This window comes from Candidatus Zixiibacteriota bacterium (assembly GCA_018820315.1).
GTDB lineage: Bacteria > Zixibacteria > MSB-5A5 > JAABVY01 > JAHJOQ01 > JAHJOQ01.
The window spans coordinates 60143-78908 of sequence record JAHJOQ010000073.1; the positions used below are offsets into that span (position 1 = coordinate 60143).

Consider the following 18766-nt stretch of genomic DNA (forward strand, 5'->3'; position numbering starts at 1 on the left):
GAGCAGAATTTGAAGCAAGAGATTGTAATTAACTGTGCACAGCACGAAACCCGGATAGCTATTCTGGAGAACGACAAGCTTGTCGAACTCCTGGTTGAGCGACCGGGGGATCAACGAAATGTAGGGGCTATCCACAAGGGGAGGGTGACGGCAGTTCTGCCGGGCATGCAGGCGGCATTTCTTGATTTGGGACTCGATCGCACGTCGTTCCTGCATATCTCCGATGTCGGCACCGACTCGTCGGCACGCAGGTATGATTTTGATTATGATGATGACGAGAATGAGACCGAAAGCGACATAATCCGCAAGACGAGCCGTCAGAATCCCATCGAGAAGCTAATCCATCAGGATCAGGAGATTCTGGTTCAAGTAATCAAGGAGCCACTGGGCGACAAGGGGGCGCGCGTCAGCACGGCCATAAGTCTGCCCGGGAGATTCCTGGTGCTCGTTCCGAACGAGAAGCACATCCGTGTGTCGAAGAGAATATCGAACTGGGCGGAGCGCAAGAGGCTGCGCCGGATGCTTTTCGATCTTCGCCCCGAAGGTTTCGGATTCATTGTCCGCACGGAGGGTGAAGGCAAGACTGAGAGAGACTTCAGAAGAGATATAAAGCGGCTTGTCAAGATCTGGGACCGTATCAGGAAGTCCGCCGACCGCAAGAGCGCGCCCGCGCTCCTGCACCGCGATGCCGGTATAACAACCAGTATAGTGCGGGATTTCTTCACAGAGGACACGGAACGCGTAATAGTCGACTCACGTGATATTTACAAAGAAGTGATCGCATTCGTGAAAATGGTAGCTCCCGGTCTCAGGGACAAAGTCGAGCTGTACAAAGGTGATGTCCCCATATTCGATCTCTATGGTATCGAAGATGAGATCGATCGAACGCTCAATCGCAAGGTATGGATTAGAAAGGGCTCATTCATCGTCATTGATCAGACTGAGGCGCTCTGGGCTATCGACGTCAACACCGGCCGATTTGTAGGCCGAAAGGCCCAGGAACAGACGATTCTACTGACGAACCTTGAGGCAGCAAGAGAGATAGCTCGCCAGATCAGGTTGAGGGATCTTGGCGGACTGATCATAATCGACTTCATCGATATGTATAGTCGCGAAAACCGTCGCAGGCTCTTCGAGGAGTTCAAGTCGCACTTCAGGAATGACCGCGCGAAGAATGCAATCAGTCCGGTGTCGGACTACGGTCTCATCGAAATGACTCGCGAAAGAACGCGCCCGTCCCTGATTCAGACTTTTTCCGAGCCCTGTCCGACCTGCAACGGCTTCGGACGAGTATTGTCCAAGGACACAATTGCAACGAAGATTGATCGCTGGTTCCAGCGCGCGCGAGCAGGCACGCGGACTCGCAAATTCCAGTTGATAGTTCATCCTGAGGTCGCAAAGCATCTTCGCGCTCGCGAATCGAACAGTCTCAAGAGGATTTTAATGCAACTCAGATTCAAGATTGAGATTATTGAAGATGATTCTCTTAGACCGGAGAACTACAAAGTGATTTCTCTCGATGATAATGTAGAGGTCACTGATCTGTATAAGACGAAGGCTGAAGTTAAATGATATGTTGACCAGAAATTGCAGAAGAAAAGTCCCGCCGTAGCTGACGGGGCTTTTTGTACGAGGAGTTTATTCTGTCAAACGATCAATAGCTGCCGTATAGCTGATCGCGATAGTCCTTCACATTACTCGCATCCTGCAGTTTTCCGAACCACTGTTGGTAGTCCTGCTGCCGAATCGTGCCGATCATCCGCTGTTTTATTGTATCTTGTTCACTAGCGAAATCCTGCAGGTTTGCTGCCTGCCTATCGAGGAACTTGACGACCGCGGCTCCTTTACCGGTCATAATTGGACCGCTGATCGGGTTGTCGGAGCTGAGCTTGAAAGCTGCACCGAGGAAATTAGGATCGCGTCCCAGCTTTCGTATTGTTCCTTTACGGGAAATCATCTCTGTGACGTCGTACTCCGCTACCAGCTGCTCAGAAGCTTCCTCGAGTGAGGTTCCTTCCATCACGAGATCGTAGATTCCACTTGCTTTGGCGAACGCTCGAGCCATCAACTTCTTCTGAGTGAGGTCTGAGGATGCTCTACCGAAGCTCTCATCGATTCCCCTCACGCCCTCCGGCCTGTATGTCTCCACTTGTGCCACGACTATTCCAGTGGCATCCTCAATAGCATGTGATATTGCGCCGGCATCGTTTGAGAAAGCGAACTCATTAGCTTTCGGTACCTGCCCCATTGCACCGGCATTGTTACCTTTGGGGAACGGGCCGGTGTTGAGAACTTCATAACCGAGATCATTCGCCGTCTGCTCAAATCCGGATGAGTTGGCTTCTTCGATGAAACTCTGTGCGAGGTTCTGCATATCAGACACAGTCTGTCCCGATGGCTTGAACTTTATCAAGATGTGGCTAGCCCTGATTTCCTTGTTTCCATCCTGCTCGCGCTCACCGGTCTTCATTATCAGATGCCATCCGAACTGAGTCTCAACTGGTTCCGAGACATCACCCGAATCCGCGAGTGCGAATGCCGCATCTTCGAATTCTTTGACCATCTTCCCTGTACCGAACCAACCGAGATCCCCACCTTGCTGAGCCGAACCATCCTCCGAGAGATTCATAGCCAACTCTGCAAAATCGACACTGTCCCTGATCTCCTGTGCAATGCTCTCGATCTGTTGCTTGATGCCGAGACTGTCACTTGCAGTCGGATCTTTCTTGAACTCTACATATCTGAGCTTGGCCTCAGCAGGCTTGAAATAGCGGTCTAAGTGGTTTTTGTAATACTCGAGGACTTCCGCAGTGTCGTTGACGATTTCCGGATCGCGCATGTTGTCTTTCATGACAAGGGCATATTCGAATTTCATCAGTTCTTTTGTATCGATGAATTCCTCTTTCAGGTCCTCGCCGGTCACGCGCGCAGCAGTCACGGCCAATTCCTGTAACTTCACGCTCATTATGTCATTTCGCGCGACATTCTCGACCTCAATCCAGAACTGCACATATCGAGGATCCTGCATGGTCGATAGATATTTCTGATAATCAAAGCCTCCCGCTTCACTCTGGAACTCAGGATGCCGTTGCAGGAATTGTGGCGGGAACCGCTTGAGATGTTCGGCTAACTCGACGTTGGTGATATTCAGTTTCAACTCATTGAACTTCTGTTGGTATATGAGATCGGTCACCATATCGCTCCACGCTCTGTTTCTGATATCAATCATTTCGGATTGACTGATCTCGCGTTGGGATGACTGTGATGCCTGCTGATAGTAGTTGTCGACTATTTGCCCGTAAGCCTTATAATCAATATCTTCACCATTGATCTCTCCGATTATACCCTTCTCACCTTTGGACCTGGTGATATCGGCTCCCCAGGCGAAGATGATCGTCCCGACGAAGGCGGCGATGACTATGTATAGAAAAGCTTTACTAAATTTCCGAAAATTCTGCAACATACCTGCCAAACTCCTCTAAGTGATGATATGGTAACAACACAAGCCAGTAATATATACATATCATCGGCAGAACCACAAGTCTTTTTTGTCGAGAAGTGCGTGCAACCTTGACTTATCGCAAATGTTATAATATGGTTGACACGTGCGGTATGTTTCCCATAACCTTAAGAATTATGCAGCAATTTGCCAGTCACCCACAGAGAGCAGTCATCGTCGCACTCATTGTATTTGCCATAACCATTCCCTGTATTGCCAATGGAGACAATTACTTATGGCCATTGCCGGCATCCAGAGAATTGACTTCAGGATTTTGCCAATGGCGGTCCGGGCACTGGCATTCGGGCATAGATATCAGAACCTTCGGCAAAACCGGCTACAAAGTCAGCGCAATAGCTGGCGGGCATGTCTGGCGGGTGCGGACCGGGTGGCGAGGATATGGAAAATCACTCTATCTGAAGCTCGATGATGGCCGAATCGCCGTATATGCTCACCTGGAGAAATTCACCCCTGAGATCGATCGCTATGTCCAGGAGCAGCAACTGGCTCAGCGGCGTTATCAGGTCGACCTGTACCCGCTTGAGGGGAGATTCCGATTCAAGGCGGGTGAGACTGTTGCAGTGTCGGGCAAATCTGGTGGAGCCGCCCCGCACCTTCACTTCGAAATTCGCGCGCGTGACGAGAATCCGCTCTCACCGCTGACATTCTACCCTGATTTGGTGGACGATCTCTCGCCTGTCATTCGCAAGATATCCTTTCGATCTCTGTCACCGACGCAGAGCAGAGTGGATGGGCATACAGGAGTGACGGAAGTGCCGCTATTGCGCGGTAAGGGGAATCTCACGTCGAGCGACACGTGTACTGTCTACGGTCCCGTAGGCGTGGAGATTGATTGCGTAGACAAGCGCTCAAACACCAGCAGAAGTTATGCAGTATCGCGGATAGAGATGTTCGTCGATAGCTACGAGACCGCTCTCTTTGTCACAAATTATGACACGCTGTCATTCGATCGATGGGGCGAGGTCAATCTTGAGTTGAACTACACACGGTCGCTCAAGGGCGACAACTTTGTTCATAACCTATATCAATTCTCAGGTACAAATCCGCCGCTGGTCAATGATCATACGTGGAACAAGGGGTGGATCGAGGCAGGCGCGTCAGAAAACGGAATCGGTATCGGGCCGGGTGTTCACACGCTCTTGTTCAGAGTCTATGATCAATCAGGCAATGTCTCCCGTGCGAGTGTTATTATCGATTTGAGATGCCCACCTGCTTTTGACGGCCACTCTGAAGTGGCTGGCAGCCTGTGTAGTGACCATTCAAATGTCGTACGACATGAGGTGGCATTACTTGATCAGGCCACCGGTACCTTCGCTCCGTATCTTCCCGGTGAAAATGCATCGGCGTTCGGTGATTATATAGACGGGGACATAAACCTCCTTGCTCAGTTTCGCGATCTCACTCAACGACTTGTACTGTATTCGATCTTCACCGACGACGGTGCCAGGTTCGATCACCTTGTGAGAGTCTCCGAGACAGGAGTTCCGATCCCAGCTCCCACAGCAGGGCTTGGGGCAGATGTGCTGTCTCCGTCTCGGCTTGAATCACGCTACGACCCGCTCCAGCTCGACACCAGGAAACTTGCGGATTTCTGGGATGCAAAGAGCCGCACGGCTCGCAGTGTCTGCTTTGTACTGCCCGTAATGTTTGATACAGCGGACTCGTTGGTTCTGGTCGATCCCTCTGAAATATCGATTCCTGAGACGTTCTTTGGTCAATATGGCACACCGATAGTCGCGGGTGGCAACGGATCATCCGCTCATAATGTGAAATTCCCGGGAGCAGAGTTTATTCTGGAGAAAGGCGATCTCCTTGGAGCGAGCGCTGTCAGAGTAGACACTGCAACGATATCGGTTACGGACTATGGGATGGCGAAGGCAATAATTCTCGGACCGGCTGATTTGCTTCTTAATGACTGGATCGATATTGGCGTACCTTCCGTGGAATGCGAAAGTGCGGCGCGATGCCATCTCTACAGTGTCACCGAAGATGGGGGAGTCTCATTCGTATCGAGCAGTCTCGACAGCAATTCAGTCCTCCACGCAAAGGTCTCCAGGCTTGTATCTTATGCGGTTCTTAGCGATACGGTTGGACCGAGAATCTGGCAAGTGACTCCGGGTGATGGAGGGAGAGTCAACAGCTCGAGGCCTAAGATCAGCTTCAAGCTCGATGATGCACTGTCAGGCATCGAGGACGACACCTCAATCGAGATTACTGTAGACGGCATCTGGGCGATTCCTGAATACGATACGGCTTCCAAATGGATGGTTACATATTCCAGCCAAGACCTCGATCCCGGCAACCACGTACTGCGTATACACGTCCGCGACCGAGCGGGTAATGAGACAGCATATTCGTCGAGCTTTCGCTATGTCAAGGGGAGTGGCCAGAGATAGTAATTGAAATTATCCAAGAAACTGCTTAATATTCTGCGGCTGGTTGAAGAAACTATAGGTTAGGCTTGAGATGCTTCCGATCAAGGATGACATACTAACACAGCACAAACCTGTGGTTACGATGGTGTGCGCATCCGGAGCGATTGCCGGAGTGCCGGGATCTGAGGGTGGTGGTGGCGTGGTTTGCGCATATAGGCGGGTTCATTTTCGGAGTCGTCGTATTCATATTGTTTGTGAAGAGGGCTCCACATGTGTACTATAAAGAATGATGGGTTTTGACGTATGATCAAGTTTCTGAATCTGCAAATCGGTGTTGTGCTCATGGCTGTTCTTTTTGCCATGCCGGCGCCCGGCCAGACATCGGATCAATACATGCAGCTCGCCGACTCACTCCTGAAGGTGAAAGATCTCGCTGGCTCCGCAGATGCTCTCCGAGAGGCCTACAGCGCAGACGAAGGGAATTTCGATGCCATGCGGAAGCTGGTCGGAATTTCGATCAGGTTAGGCGAGTTTGAGATGGCGAGACAAGCACTGGAGCTCTTGATAGAGTATCAGGAGATGGATGCCAACTCATATCTGGAAGCTGGACGTCTCGCTTGGTTGGCGAGAGAATTCGACATCGCCAATCAGTATATTGATCTTGCTGAGCTTGTAGCGGTGTTGCCAAACGAGAAAATACCTGCCTATCGGTCTATAGTCTACCGTGGAACAGGACGGCTCGCCGAAGCGGAGAGCCTGCTGGTTGCTGCGCAGAAGCAATTTCCGAAGAGCACCCTGATTCTGTCAAATCTCGGCCTGGCAGTGGCATTGCAGAGAGGACCGGAGGAGGGATTCAAGTATGTACAGCGCGCATACGAAATAGACTCGACTGATGTTTACACTCTGAGTTCATTGGCAAGTCTCTATCTCGCAGAAGGCGATGTTGAGAAGGCGCGATCTCTGTTTGAGAAGGCGCTGAAATACGATCCACAGAATTTCTTCACCAAGTCAAGCTTTGAGAATCTGGACAACACCGCTAAGGAGATGCAGATTCCGGTGTTGATGCAGAAGGGTGTGACCTATTTCGACAAATCTCTCTATACACGAGCACGTAATGCTTTTAAGGATGTTATTGCGCTCGATTCGACTTTCGTGGAAGCATACATGAATCTCGGATTCACGCTCAACCTCCTCGGGGAGCCGCGTAACGCCATAGTTGCGTTCGAGAAGGGAGCTGCTATCGACAGCAGCATGGCTCCGTTATACATCGGCTGGGGAAATGCACTCGCCGGAATCGGAAAGCTCGATAGCGCAATAGTGATGTACAACAGGGCTATCGCATTGGATGCATCACTTCCGGAGGCACATGAAGCGCTAAAGACAGTCAAAGAGCTCAAGGATCAGATGTCCGGAGATAAAGAATGAGCACAGCAGATTTTATCCATCTCCACAATCATACGCAATATTCGCTTCTCGACGGGGCTTGCCGCATTGACCCATTCCTTGAACTTGCCCACGACATGAAAATGCCTGCCCTGGCTATCACTGATCACGGAAATATGTTCGGAGCGATAGAATTCTATAAGAAGGCGAGAAAAAGGGGCATCAAGCCGATAATCGGGTGCGAGATTTACGTAGCCCCGAAAAGTCACACGCACAAGGAGCCGATAGCGGGCAAACCGAGCGCTGGATACCATATGCTTCTTCTCGCCAGGAACGAAACAGGTTACAAGAATCTGATGAAGCTCGTTTCTGCCGGTTATCTGGAAGGTTTCTACCATAGACCGCGCGTAGACAAGAAGCTCCTGAAGGAACATGCCGAAGGATTGATTGCAACCTCAGCCTGCATGAAGGGCGAGATTCCCTGGCTTTTGTTAGCGAATGATGATGTCGAGGCAGCTCGCGCTGCCAAGAAATTCACAGACATTTTCGGCGAAGGCAACTTCTATCTTGAAATACAGAATCACGGCATACCAAAGGAGGACGAGGCCAGGTCCAAGGTGTTGGCGCTTGCTAAGCGGATCGGCCTTCCAATTGTCGCCACAAATGACTGCCACTATCTGCATCAGAAAGACTCAAGTGCGCACGACGCCCTCCTGTGCATCCAGACCGGCAAGTTCATCTCCGACTCCGACAGGATGAGATACAACACTGACCAGATTTATGTGAAGACACCTGCGGAAATGAAGGAACTGTTCGCCGATTATCCGGATGCTATCGAGAACACGCTGAGGATTGCAGAGATGTGCAATCTCGATATCGAACTTGGCAAGAATCATCTGCCCGCGTTTCCATTGCCGGAGGGGCACAGCAATCTGGATGATTATCTACGGCTACTGGCCGAGGATGGATTGAAACAGCGGTACTCGGAGATAACTGACGAACACAGAAAGAGACTTGACTTCGAACTTGATGTGATAATCAAGATGGGATACTCCGGCTACTTCCTCATCGTCAAAGACTTCATCGATCAGGCCCGGAGGCTGGGTGTCCGTGTAGGTCCTGGAAGAGGCTCCGCAGCAGGTTCAATTGTCTCATACTGTCTCGGAATCGTAAATCTCGATCCGCTGAAGTACGGGCTTCTTTTCGAGCGGTTCCTTAATCCTGAGAGAATTTCGCTCCCGGATATCGACATAGACTTTGCTGATCGAGGGCGGGAGAGGATTATCGATTATGTTATTGACAAGTACGGCAAAGCCAATGTGTGCCAGATTATTACATTCGGGACTATGGCAGCTCGTCAGTCGATCAGAGATGTCGGACGAGTTATGCAGGTGCCGTACAGCGAAATCGATCGCATCGCGAAGTTGATTCCCTCCGGACCGGGCCAGACTATATCCGGAGCGCTTTCGACAGAACCGGAATTGAAGAAGCTCGCCAAAGGAGATGAGGAGTCGCGCAAGCTACTGGAATTCTCTCAAACTCTTGAAGGTTTGGCTCGGCACGCATCGACGCATGCAGCGGGAGTAGTTATAGCTCCCAAGGCGCTCACAGAGTTCGTTCCGCTTTTCCGGGCGCCGAAAGGCGAAGAGACAACGACACAATACGACATGAAGTGTATCGAAGAGATCGGTCTTCTGAAGATGGATTTTCTGGGATTGCGGACGCTGACGGTTATTGATGACGCTATCGCAATGATCAAAGAGAATCACGGCATTGAGATTGATCTTGAAAAGATACCTCTGGACGACGAGCGCGTATTCGAACTATTCTGCGGTGGCCATACTGTCGGCATATTCCAGTTTGAATCGAGCGGAATGCAGGACTACCTGAGGAAGCTCGGTCCCGAGAATCTTGGCGATCTGATTGCAATGAACGCGCTTTATCGACCCGGTCCCCTTGATGCCGGCACTATTGATGATTACATAAAGCGGAAGCACGGCGAGGAGGAGGTGATCTACGATCATCCGAAGCTCGAACCGATTCTGAAGGAGACATATGGTGTCATCGTCTATCAGGAGCAGGTGATCAAGATTGCCATGGAACTGGCCGGCTTTACAGCCGGACAGGGTGATGTGCTCAGAAAGGCGATGGGAAAGAAAGTCGTCGAGATAATGGAGCAGCAACAGAAGACTTTCCTTGACGGGTGCGCCGCCAACGGTGTCGATCCCAAAGTTGCTGCCGCTGTGTTTCTGCAGATAGAGACGTTCGCCAGATATGGCTTCAATAAATCGCATGCCGCGGGATACTCCTATTTGGCATACCAAACGGCATATTTGAAAGCTCACTATCCGCGCGAGTTCAATGCTGCGTCGCTGACGTCGGAAATGGGCAACACGGATCGAGTGATCATCCTGATCGAGGAGTGCCGGAGGCTTGGAATCCCGGTGCTTCCGCCGGACATAAATAGCTGTGGCGCTCAGTTCACGGTGGACGGTGACAGGATTCGGTTCGGCCTTGGGGCGGTGAAGAATGTGGGACTCGGTGCTATTGAGAAGATCATGGAAGCACGTGAGAAGGATGGAGATTTTGCTTCGATTTTCGACTTCGTCTCGAGGGTGGATATCAAGGCGATGAATCGACGCGTTCTCGAATCGCTGATCAAGGCTGGTGCGTTGGATTCTCTGCCGGGGCACAGGGCGCAATTGCTGGCGGCTGTCGAATCGGTGCTGGCATTCGGTCAGGCGAGACATGCCAGCAAACAACACGAGAATCAGGCGAGCCTGTTTGGCGCCGATGCCGATACAATCGGAGTTGTGGAGCCGGCTCTTCCGGACGAGACCGAATGGGATAACATGACAAAGCTGAGTTTCGAGGAAGAGCTTCTCGGAGAGTATATTTCCGGGCATCCGCTCGACTCCTACAGGACACTGCTGTCTGCCGCTGCCACATGCAATACATTCGAGGCAGAGGACTATCCCGATGATTCGAGCGTGACTATCGGGGGTGTTCTGACGAGAATCAGAGAAAACACAGACAAGAAAGGCAATCGGATGGCCTTTGCTACGCTGAGAGATCTCAGCGGTACAATTGAGATTATCATCTTCTCGGCTCTTTACGCAACTCGGCAGGATATTATCAAAGAGAAATCCCTGGTAATGATATCCGGGAGATTATCGAAGCGCGAGGAAGAAAAACCGAAGATAGTAGCAGACAGGGTCGAGTCTCTTGATACAATCGCGGATGGTGGAGAGTTGACTCTCACACTATTCATTGAAGGTCCTAATTTCAACGGTGGGCGACTTGAATCGATAGAAGAGATTCTCGGCGATTATCCGGGCTCTGCCCAGGTAATACTCGTCCTCGATACCGGAAATGAACACGTGGTCGTGGAAGCTGAAGGGCTGAAAGCATCTGCGAAACCTGGACTTACACGGAGACTTTCGGGGCTTCTCGGCTCCGACAAAGTACGTTGGGAAGCGAGAGCATCAGCGCATAAGAACGGAACTACCGCATAGTCACAGGGTTATAAGCAACGAAATAGGTTGATTTTTGGTGGATTTTGTTTACATTGGTAGACAGTTATTGCCGATGAGAATCAGAGTCTGATACATATAGTCTGGAGATTGAGATGAGGAAGTCTGCAATCGTATTCATGGTTGGAATACTGGTCTTAAGCTTTACAATTTATGCAACAGCGCAGACAGGTTCGAAAGGGCAGGCTCCGAAAGATGAGAATGCTCTCACCTGGCACAAGTACGACAAAGCTCTTGAACTCGCGAAAGAGCAGAACAAGCATGTGATGGTGTTCTTCACAACTACCTGGTGTGGCTACTGCAAGAAGATGAAGAAAACAACATTCACCGATCCCAAAGTTCTTGCTCTCATGACAGGAAAATTTATACTTGCAGTCGTCGACGGTGATTCCAAGAACAAGCTCAATCTGACAGACAAGGAAGGTGAGCCGTTAGTGATGACCGAAAAGCAGCTTTCCCGTGCGTTTGGAGTTAAGGGATATCCTACGACAATATTCCTGAAACCGGACGGTACAACGATAGCCCCGATCTCAGGTTATTGGGCGGCTGATCAATTCGAGATAGCCCTGAGATTTGTCAGCACAGATTCTTACGAAAAGATGTCATTCAAAGACTTCGCCTCTCAGAAGCAGGGATGACGAAGCGTATTCAAAGATGAAAAGAAGATTTTTCTCTACTCTGGCGGGGAGCTTTGCTTCTATCCTTGCCCTGACTTTCGTGTCACTTATTTGTGGTTGTGGAAACAACGGAGAGACATCCGAGACTTCACCAGTTCCGACCGATACGAGTGCCTTATCTGCAGCCTCTGTTCAGGGAGCTGCGGAGTCAATTCCTGACAGCCTCGAAGACGGTGATGACCTTGTATTCAAGTGCATCGACGGTGTCACTTTTTCCCTCTCCGATCTCAGAGGTTACGTTGTGATGATTGATGTCTGGCGGACTGATTGTGATCCATGTATCGAGAGACTCGGGTTTCTTAATGAGTTGCTGGCTGAGCATGGCGACGACAGGTTCAAAATGATCGGCATTTCACTGGATTTGCCAGACGGAGATGTGCTTCGCCGTTTTGTCGATAGACACCGTTTGCCGTATCCAATCGTCGCTGGTGTGGGTCAGTTTACGCTGAGTCCCGATCTGCTTGGCGCGTTGCCGGTGACCTACATTTTCGACAAGAACGGGAAGCTTCAGAGCCGGATCATTGGGAGCTACGAGAAGGAAGTGTACGAAGAACAGATCAGGCTTGTATCAGAAATGGGCTGATCTGGTATTTCGATTATCAGGTTGTATTGCAGAAGAAGAGAAGATATTAACATAAGTCACATTGATGGAGGAACTGATGAAGAGAACAGGCAGAACACAGGCAATTCTTATCGCATTCGTGCTCATGGCATTTCTTGCCGGATCGCTGATTGCAGGTGATGGATGTCCCGCCAGCAAGGCTAAAGCCGAAGCGAGCAGCACCAAATCGACTGATACTAAGTCCGCTCAGGCTGGCTGCGCCAAGACATGTGGCTCGAAAGCCGCGGCCGCCTGCACTCCTGCGGAGAAAAAGGCGTGTGGCGCCAGTTTGGCAACGTCCGATAAGCTCGGCAAGTTGACTCTTGGTGTCGCATACATGACCTGCAATGGCTGTGCGGGCCAAGTCAGCACTGCCCTCAAAGGTGTATCGGGTGTGCAATCTGTGGCCGTAGATTATCGCACCGGCACGGCTGATGTCGAATATGATGCCAAGTTCGTAACCACGGGCGATCTGGTCAGTGCAGTCGAGAAGGCTGGTTATCATGCCCAGGTCGGACCCTATTCTGAGAAGGAACTCATGGAATTTGCCAAAGGCGGCAAGCCGGAAGTATCATCCGTGAGCGCCACTCCGACTGTCAAGGCTGTCACGGCGACGGAGAAGGCTGGTTCTGAATAGAAGATGTATCGCGTGATAATTCGTGAGGGAGCGGGGGAAACCCCGCTCCTTTCTTTGTGTATGATAGTTGGTAGAGTCGTCAAGGCTATTATCGTGCCGAGTGATTTGTGTTGACAGCGAAGCTCTTAGAAAATATCATGAATGCAATGATTGTTAAGTTTGCTACTTGTGTATTCGCCGCACTGTTTCTGTGCTATTGTCCGAATGCAGGTACCTCTGTAGCTGCGAAGTATGCCGGTGATCCTTTCCAGTTGGGTGTCGGTGCGCGAGCAGTCGGTATGGGAGGCGCGCATTCTGCCGCAGTTAATGATGTGACTGCAGGTTTTTGGAATCCTGCCGGCCTTTCATCGATCCCGAACAGACAGGTCATCTTCATGCATTCAGAGACATTCGGATTGCTCCTGAATCATGACTATATCGCGTTTGCCTCACCTCTGAGGTCACAATCCGGTTCGGCAGTCGGGGCAATCAGTCTCACCCGTCTCGGGGGCGGAGGGATCAAACTCACTGAATGGGATTATAAATTCAACCGGCCGAGGGTCGTCAAGGAGAGCGGGCATGCGGATTATCAAGTGATATTTTCATATGCTGCGGGGAGCTCCTCTCGATTCAGGTTTGGGGGATCCGCAAAGATCCTTTATAGGAATATTGCTGATAATAGCGCGTATGGCATCGGTGCGGATCTTGGCGTTCAATGCGAACTTGGCGCGAATATGACGGCTGCACTGATGGTTCGCGACGCATCGACCACACTCTTGTCGTATGATACCGGAACCAAGGAGAGCATCTATCCTACTATGGTGCCTGGCTTCTCGACTCGGCAGACAATGGGTGATTTCAGTATCGTTGCGACTGCAGATGCTGAGGTGAGATTCGAGAATTACCGAGAGGCTGCGCAGTACTGGAGCGGCTCAATCTCGGCCGACACGCATCTCGGATGCGAGATTGGATTTCGCGAGCGCGCGTTCGGACGGATCGGGTCCGACATCGGGAGACTGACCCTCGGATGCGGAATCTCGGTCTCCTCCCTCGAATTCGATCTCGCGTACATGAGACAGACCGATATTGACGACAGCTTTCGAATATCTCTTCTTTACAACATGAAATGATTTTGAAAACGAAAGGACTGCGCTCCAAATGTCAAAGAAAGATCTACTCTTATTACTAGTACTGGCTGTATTTGCCGGATGTAATGGTGGCGCGGACGAGGAACCTGCCAAGGTGTTCGACCTTTCGCGGGAAGTAGCGTGGGTCGATGACACGGTTTTCACCCTTGCCAATCTGAACGAACAGCTTGAGAGAATGGGATGGACCGAGCACGCAGGGCTGAAACGCATCGGTGACACTGCTGATTTCAATTTCAACGCTCTGAATGAGTTGATAACCGAGAGGCTGGTGAGTGGAGTTGCTGAGACTATCTCTGTCGATACGGTTCTCGAAGCTCAGAAGCGAATTCGAGAGCATATGCGCGGATATGTCATGCAACTGATGTACGCGGATGCGATCACCGAGAACGTGACAGTAACTCCCGAAGACGTCGAGAGTTACTATGACTCGAACCAAACGAAATACTTCAAACCAGCAAGCGCGAACGCCGCGCACATTCTGATATCGAACAACCCGTCCTTCTATGTGGAAGAAGGGCACAGTCACTCGGAAATAAGCAAGGATAGCATAGATATTCTTGCGAGGCAGAAGATGTCTGAGGTCCTCGAGAAGCTCGACGATGGCGAATCCTTCGAATATCTCGCTAAAGAGTACTCGCACGATCAGAACTCGGGTCGCAATGGCGGAGCACTGGGGTGGATAGAGAAAGATCAGAGTCCGGCCGAGTTCGACTCTGTGATTTTTGCCATTCCCATCGGTGAAACATCGCCGGCCGTCCGGACTCAGCACGGTTATCATGTGATAAGAGTGTATGAGAGGTCGGATTCCGGCTACACTCCGCTGGATGATCAACTTCGCGCGGCGATTGAGTATCAACTGCTCTCAGAGCAGCACAGGACGGTGGCAGCTGCATTTCTGGACAGTTTGAAGCAGGTCGCAAATGTGAGATTCAATGAGAAGCTTCTCAAAAGGGACGATTCCACTTATAAACCGACTGACTGGCTTGCGACAGTCAATAGTTCCGACACAATATATGTCTATGAGTACTCGAATTATGCTCGCACATACAAGATGAAGAACAGGCTGCCGAAGCTGGATGTTGAGTCGAAGAAGGAGGTGCTCGACGGATTTGTCACCGTGCACATCCTTGGCGTGGAAGCGAAGAAGCGCGGCTATTATGACAGGGAGGATGCTAAACAGGAGCTTGCGGATTATACGTTCCAGCAGGCCAAACACCAGTACCGCCTGAAGGCTGATCCCCCTGTGTGGGAACCGACCGATGAAGAGGCCGAAGCATTCTATGACGCACATTTGGATGACTACTACTCGGAGAGGCCCATATCCGTGCAGCACATCCTCTTCGAGGATTCGATGAAGGCTGAGAAAATCCGCTTGCAGGTAGAGGATGGTGCTGACTTCAAAGAGATGGCGCTCAAGTATTATCCTGGTGAAAGAGAAATCAGGGAGACATTGTTCGATCTTGGTTATATCTCCAAGGACGAGATGCCCATTGAATTCTGGAATGCGGCCTGGTTGCTGTCAGTAGGAGATGTGTCTCGGCCTGTTCGAACCCAATATGGCTTCCATTTGATCAAGATGATAGATCGCAAGGAAATGACCACATTCGATCAGGCAAGTGCCAAAGTCAAACGTCGGATGAAAGACGAGAGGCGGGAGGAATACAAAGAGCGATGGCACAGTGATCTCTTCGCAGGACATCCGATAGTAATCGATAGTGCGCTTGTGCGCGAGTTTGTGTTTCAGGCGCCGGCACAGGTCGAGGGTGGCGCTCCCGCTCCCGATACTGCAGGCTCTAGTCAATAAGTACTGACGCGAAGCGATGAAATCGCTTCGATCAGTGCATCGACGTATGGCTGAGAGGACGGTCTCGCACGGATGCGAGACGGTCGGAGGCTGAACATGAAGCGATTGAAGAGAACGGAGTCGGCTGTTTCATCCAATGTAACCAATGAATCTGGCAGCGGGGGCTGTCCGGATTCTCAGCCGAATATCACCTACCTCAATGAGAGTTTGCGCAAAGCGACTCACCTCTTCGCGCTGGTCATTCCTATCGGGTATCTGTTGACGGACAAGCAGGTCAGTCTGTTGGTTCTCATACCGTTGGCGGCTCTCTTCATTCTATTCGACACCGCTAGACTTCGCGGGTGGTCTCTCTGGCATTTCGTGAGTCGAATCTGGGGGCCATTGATTCGACCTCAGGAGGACTGCAGATACACCGGTGCAAGTTACATCATGTTTTCGACCGTACTGACAGTTGTCATGTTTCCGAAACCGGTCGCCATCTGCGCGCTCTCGTTCATCATAATCGGCGACACGGCCGGAGCCCTGATCGGCAGAAAGTGGGGCAGGCACAGGTTTCGGAACAAATCGTACGAGGGATCATTGGCATTCTTTGTATTTTCACTGATACCTGCACTATACCTTCCCGAATTGCCGTTCTGGCTGATATCAGTCGGTGCTGTTGTAGCCACTGTAACCGAAGCGCTGAGCAGTGAGATCGATGACAACCTTTCTGTGCCGCTGGTGTCGGGTCTTGCCATGCACCTACTGATGAAAATATCAATGTGACGACCTTCTGGAATCGATTTAGTTCTCGTGGTGTTTTCGACTCAGTGATCAATTGCTGATAAAATCCCTTTGGCAGGCAGACAGTTCTTTGTTACTATTCAACCATGCATTTTCTGTCGGGATATTAACAGAGTCTGAAAGGAATTGAAATGAAATACATTGATCTGCGATCTGACACCGTGACCAAGCCTTCTGATGCTATGCGCAAGGCGATGGCCAATGCCGAAGTGGGCGATGACGTTTTCGGCGATGATCCTACAGTCAACCGCCTACAGGACATGATTGCTGAGAGACTCGGTAAGGAGTCAGCGCTCTTTGTGCCGTCCGGGTCAATGGGTAACGCTATCTGTCTGCGTGTCCAGACGTCTCCGGGAGATGAGATCATTATCGAACGGTATGGTCATATAGTCAACTATGAGGTCGCGAATGTTGCTGTGTTCTCCGGTTTGCAGACAAGCATGGTAGACGGCATCAATGGTGTGATTTCGCGCGAGCAGGTCGAACCGCTTTTGAAGGACGAGTCGCTGCACAGCCCCGGTACGAAACTCATTTGTATCGAGAATACTCACAACAGGGCGGGGGGCACGGTGTTTCCACTTCAGGAGATCAAGAAGCTCCGGGAGCTGGCAGATGATCGCGGAATCGGCATGCACCTCGACGGCGCCCGCCTCTGGAATGCTCACATTTCCACCAATATCCCACTTCAAGATTTTGCCAGGCTTGCGGATTCGGTGTCTGTATGTTTTTCGAAAGGGCTTGGCGCGCCGATTGGTTCGTGCGTGGCGGGAACACAAGCATTCATCGACAAGGCAAGGCGGATTCGAAAGATGCTCGGGGGCGGAATGCGACAGGTCGGTGTGCTGGCCGCCGCTGCAATTTATGCGGTCGAAAACAATATCAAACGTCTCGCTGACGACCACGCCAATGCACGATACATTGCGGAGGAACTTGCGAAGGTGGAAGGCATTTCAATCGATCTCGATACAGTGCACACTAACATAGTCATTTTCGATGTCGATGCGACCGGAATGACGGCGTCGGAGATTACTGACAAATGGAAAGCCAAAGGCGTCTTGACTCTGCCGATATCAGCAAGACGGATCAGGTTGGTGACCCATCTCGATGTGTCCTCAGATGATTGCAGGAAAGCCATGGAACTATTCAGAGAGGCGGTCGCGGCATGAGACTGACGGTTATTGGTTGCGCGTCCGGGACGCCATCTGTAAGTCGGGCGCATTCCTGTTACTTGATACACGAAGGTGACCGGGGGTATATGCTCGATTGCGGCGATGGGGCTGCATCGGCTCTCGTGAGATGCGGCATCGACACATCACAGATCGGGGATGTTTTCATATCGCACACTCACCCCGATCATGTTATCGGACTTCCGATGCTGATACAGATGGAGCATCTCAAGAAGAGATCGGAACCGCTGAGAATCCATGTCCCCACTGAGTTTGAGCAAGCGTTCTCGGACATGCTGCAGGGGCTGTATCTGTTTCCTGAGAAAATGTGCTTTGAGATATCTGTGTTGACCATAGATGATGACTTCGTATTCGATGACGGCAGAGTTCGAATCGAGGTCTATCCGAATCCGCATCTTGCGGGCAATGCCGAATTCGCCAACTCCGTTGGGGCTCGTAACCTTATGCAGTGCTATAGCTTCGCCCTAACTGCAGGTGGCCGCAAGTTTGCATATTCGGCTGACATCACTGGCATCAGCGATCTGGATGAAATCGCCGAGAACGCGGATTTGCTTCTGACCGAGGGCATGCATGTCGATCTTGCCGATTTGCCTGGTTTGCTCGCCGAAAAGGGCGTGAAGCGCTGTATTTTGACGCATTTACCCGATGATTTCGACCGTGAAAGTACTCTTCAGTTCTTAGAGAAGTCAGGATATGACAGTCTGGGCTTCGCTCAGGAGGGGTTGACTGTTTCAATCAGATGAGTGTTGGCAGAAGTCGGGTCAGAGACTGCATCGGCCCTCGGAACGGCGCCCCGGCAACCGACGTTTCACCTAAATATGAGAGTGCGACGAGGTCTGAGTTCGACCATCCGCGGAGCATGATTCCAGATTCTCGAATCAAAGCTTAACTTATTACAAATCAGTCCCTTCAAACCGGTTGACAAAGGGGAATGCACTATATATATTTGTCGATTAGTTTTGGGTCTAGGCTGTGAAAATATTCACAAATCAGACCAGTTTATATTGTTTGGATACGCCGAGAGTGCATGGCGGAATTGAAAGCGCAATTGATATTCGTATGCTGAAGCTTGACGGTGTTGACATCACATACTATCTCATCGAACACATCTGGATGATGTCCTCAGTTTAACAGCTTGT

General features: G+C 50.8%; 13 protein-coding genes. 12 read left to right on the plus strand and 1 reads right to left on the minus strand.

The features are described from left to right. Positions 1-9: 9 nt before the first annotated feature. The gene (locus tag KKH67_06770; GenBank protein MBU1318887.1) at positions 10-1572 is read left to right on the plus strand and encodes an Rne/Rng family ribonuclease; all 1563 of its coding nucleotides are present in this window, start codon (positions 10-12) and stop codon (positions 1570-1572) included. Between the two features lie 82 nt (positions 1573-1654). On the opposite strand, the gene KKH67_06775 is transcribed toward KKH67_06770, so the two are convergent. Then, positions 1655-3463 (minus strand): peptidylprolyl isomerase, encoded by a 1809-nt coding sequence (locus KKH67_06775; GenBank protein ID MBU1318888.1) that lies wholly within the window; start codon positions 3461-3463, stop codon positions 1655-1657. 173 nt (positions 3464-3636) lie between these two features. Between KKH67_06775 and KKH67_06780 the strand changes: the two genes are divergently transcribed. The 11 genes from KKH67_06780 to KKH67_06830 all read left to right on the plus strand — a co-directional run bounded on the left by KKH67_06780 (position 3637) and on the right by KKH67_06830 (position 18370). Then, positions 3637-5916, plus strand: a complete 2280-nt coding sequence (locus tag KKH67_06780; GenBank protein ID MBU1318889.1) for a M23 family metallopeptidase — start codon at positions 3637-3639, stop codon at positions 5914-5916. Positions 5917-6198: 282 nt separating this feature from the next. Next, positions 6199-7320, plus strand: a complete 1122-nt coding sequence (locus KKH67_06785) for a tetratricopeptide repeat protein (protein ID MBU1318890.1) — start codon at positions 6199-6201, stop codon at positions 7318-7320. Beyond that, positions 7317-10793 (plus strand): DNA polymerase III subunit alpha, encoded by a 3477-nt coding sequence (locus KKH67_06790; protein ID MBU1318891.1) that lies wholly within the window; start codon positions 7317-7319, stop codon positions 10791-10793. Before KKH67_06785 ends, KKH67_06790 begins: the two co-directional genes overlap by 4 nt. A gap of 113 nt (positions 10794-10906) precedes the next feature. Beyond that, positions 10907-11449 (plus strand): thioredoxin family protein, encoded by a 543-nt coding sequence (locus KKH67_06795; protein ID MBU1318892.1) that lies wholly within the window; start codon positions 10907-10909, stop codon positions 11447-11449. A 16-nt stretch (positions 11450-11465) separates the two neighbouring features. Next, positions 11466-12071 (plus strand): TlpA family protein disulfide reductase, encoded by a 606-nt coding sequence (locus tag KKH67_06800; GenBank protein MBU1318893.1) that lies wholly within the window; start codon positions 11466-11468, stop codon positions 12069-12071. A gap of 76 nt (positions 12072-12147) precedes the next feature. After that, positions 12148-12726, plus strand: a complete 579-nt coding sequence (locus KKH67_06805; protein ID MBU1318894.1) for a heavy-metal-associated domain-containing protein — start codon at positions 12148-12150, stop codon at positions 12724-12726. A gap of 137 nt (positions 12727-12863) precedes the next feature. Beyond that, positions 12864-13835 (plus strand): hypothetical protein, encoded by a 972-nt coding sequence (locus KKH67_06810; protein MBU1318895.1) that lies wholly within the window; start codon positions 12864-12866, stop codon positions 13833-13835. Between the two features lie 28 nt (positions 13836-13863). Next, positions 13864-15657, plus strand: a complete 1794-nt coding sequence (locus KKH67_06815; protein ID MBU1318896.1) for a peptidylprolyl isomerase — start codon at positions 13864-13866, stop codon at positions 15655-15657. A gap of 96 nt (positions 15658-15753) precedes the next feature. Next, positions 15754-16422, plus strand: a complete 669-nt coding sequence (locus KKH67_06820) for an SEC59/DGK1/VTE5 family protein (GenBank protein MBU1318897.1) — start codon at positions 15754-15756, stop codon at positions 16420-16422. 149 nt (positions 16423-16571) lie between these two features. Continuing rightward, on the plus strand, positions 16572-17606 hold the full coding sequence (locus KKH67_06825) for an aminotransferase class I/II-fold pyridoxal phosphate-dependent enzyme (protein MBU1318898.1): 1035 nt from the start codon (positions 16572-16574) through the stop codon (positions 17604-17606). Further along, positions 17603-18370 (plus strand): ribonuclease Z, encoded by a 768-nt coding sequence (locus KKH67_06830; GenBank protein ID MBU1318899.1) that lies wholly within the window; start codon positions 17603-17605, stop codon positions 18368-18370. The genes KKH67_06825 and KKH67_06830 overlap by 4 nt, the downstream gene beginning before the upstream one ends. Positions 18371-18766 lie beyond the last annotated feature (396 nt).

Coding starts and splice junctions, on each gene's coding strand:
- KKH67_06790 (MBU1318891.1), top strand. CDS start 7,317: ATGAGCACAGCAGATTTTATCCATCTCCACAATCATACGCAATATTCG.
- KKH67_06785 (MBU1318890.1), top strand. CDS start 6,199: ATGATCAAGTTTCTGAATCTGCAAATCGGTGTTGTGCTCATGGCTGTT.
- KKH67_06830 (MBU1318899.1), top strand. CDS start 17,603: ATGAGACTGACGGTTATTGGTTGCGCGTCCGGGACGCCATCTGTAAGT.
- KKH67_06800 (MBU1318893.1), top strand. CDS start 11,466: ATGAAAAGAAGATTTTTCTCTACTCTGGCGGGGAGCTTTGCTTCTATC.
- KKH67_06820 (MBU1318897.1), top strand. CDS start 15,754: ATGAAGCGATTGAAGAGAACGGAGTCGGCTGTTTCATCCAATGTAACC.
- KKH67_06775 (MBU1318888.1), bottom strand. CDS start 3,463: ATGTTGCAGAATTTTCGGAAATTTAGTAAAGCTTTTCTATACATAGTC.
- KKH67_06795 (MBU1318892.1), top strand. CDS start 10,907: ATGAGGAAGTCTGCAATCGTATTCATGGTTGGAATACTGGTCTTAAGC.
- KKH67_06815 (MBU1318896.1), top strand. CDS start 13,864: ATGTCAAAGAAAGATCTACTCTTATTACTAGTACTGGCTGTATTTGCC.
- KKH67_06805 (MBU1318894.1), top strand. CDS start 12,148: ATGAAGAGAACAGGCAGAACACAGGCAATTCTTATCGCATTCGTGCTC.
- KKH67_06780 (MBU1318889.1), top strand. CDS start 3,637: ATGCAGCAATTTGCCAGTCACCCACAGAGAGCAGTCATCGTCGCACTC.
- KKH67_06825 (MBU1318898.1), top strand. CDS start 16,572: ATGAAATACATTGATCTGCGATCTGACACCGTGACCAAGCCTTCTGAT.
- KKH67_06810 (MBU1318895.1), top strand. CDS start 12,864: ATGAATGCAATGATTGTTAAGTTTGCTACTTGTGTATTCGCCGCACTG.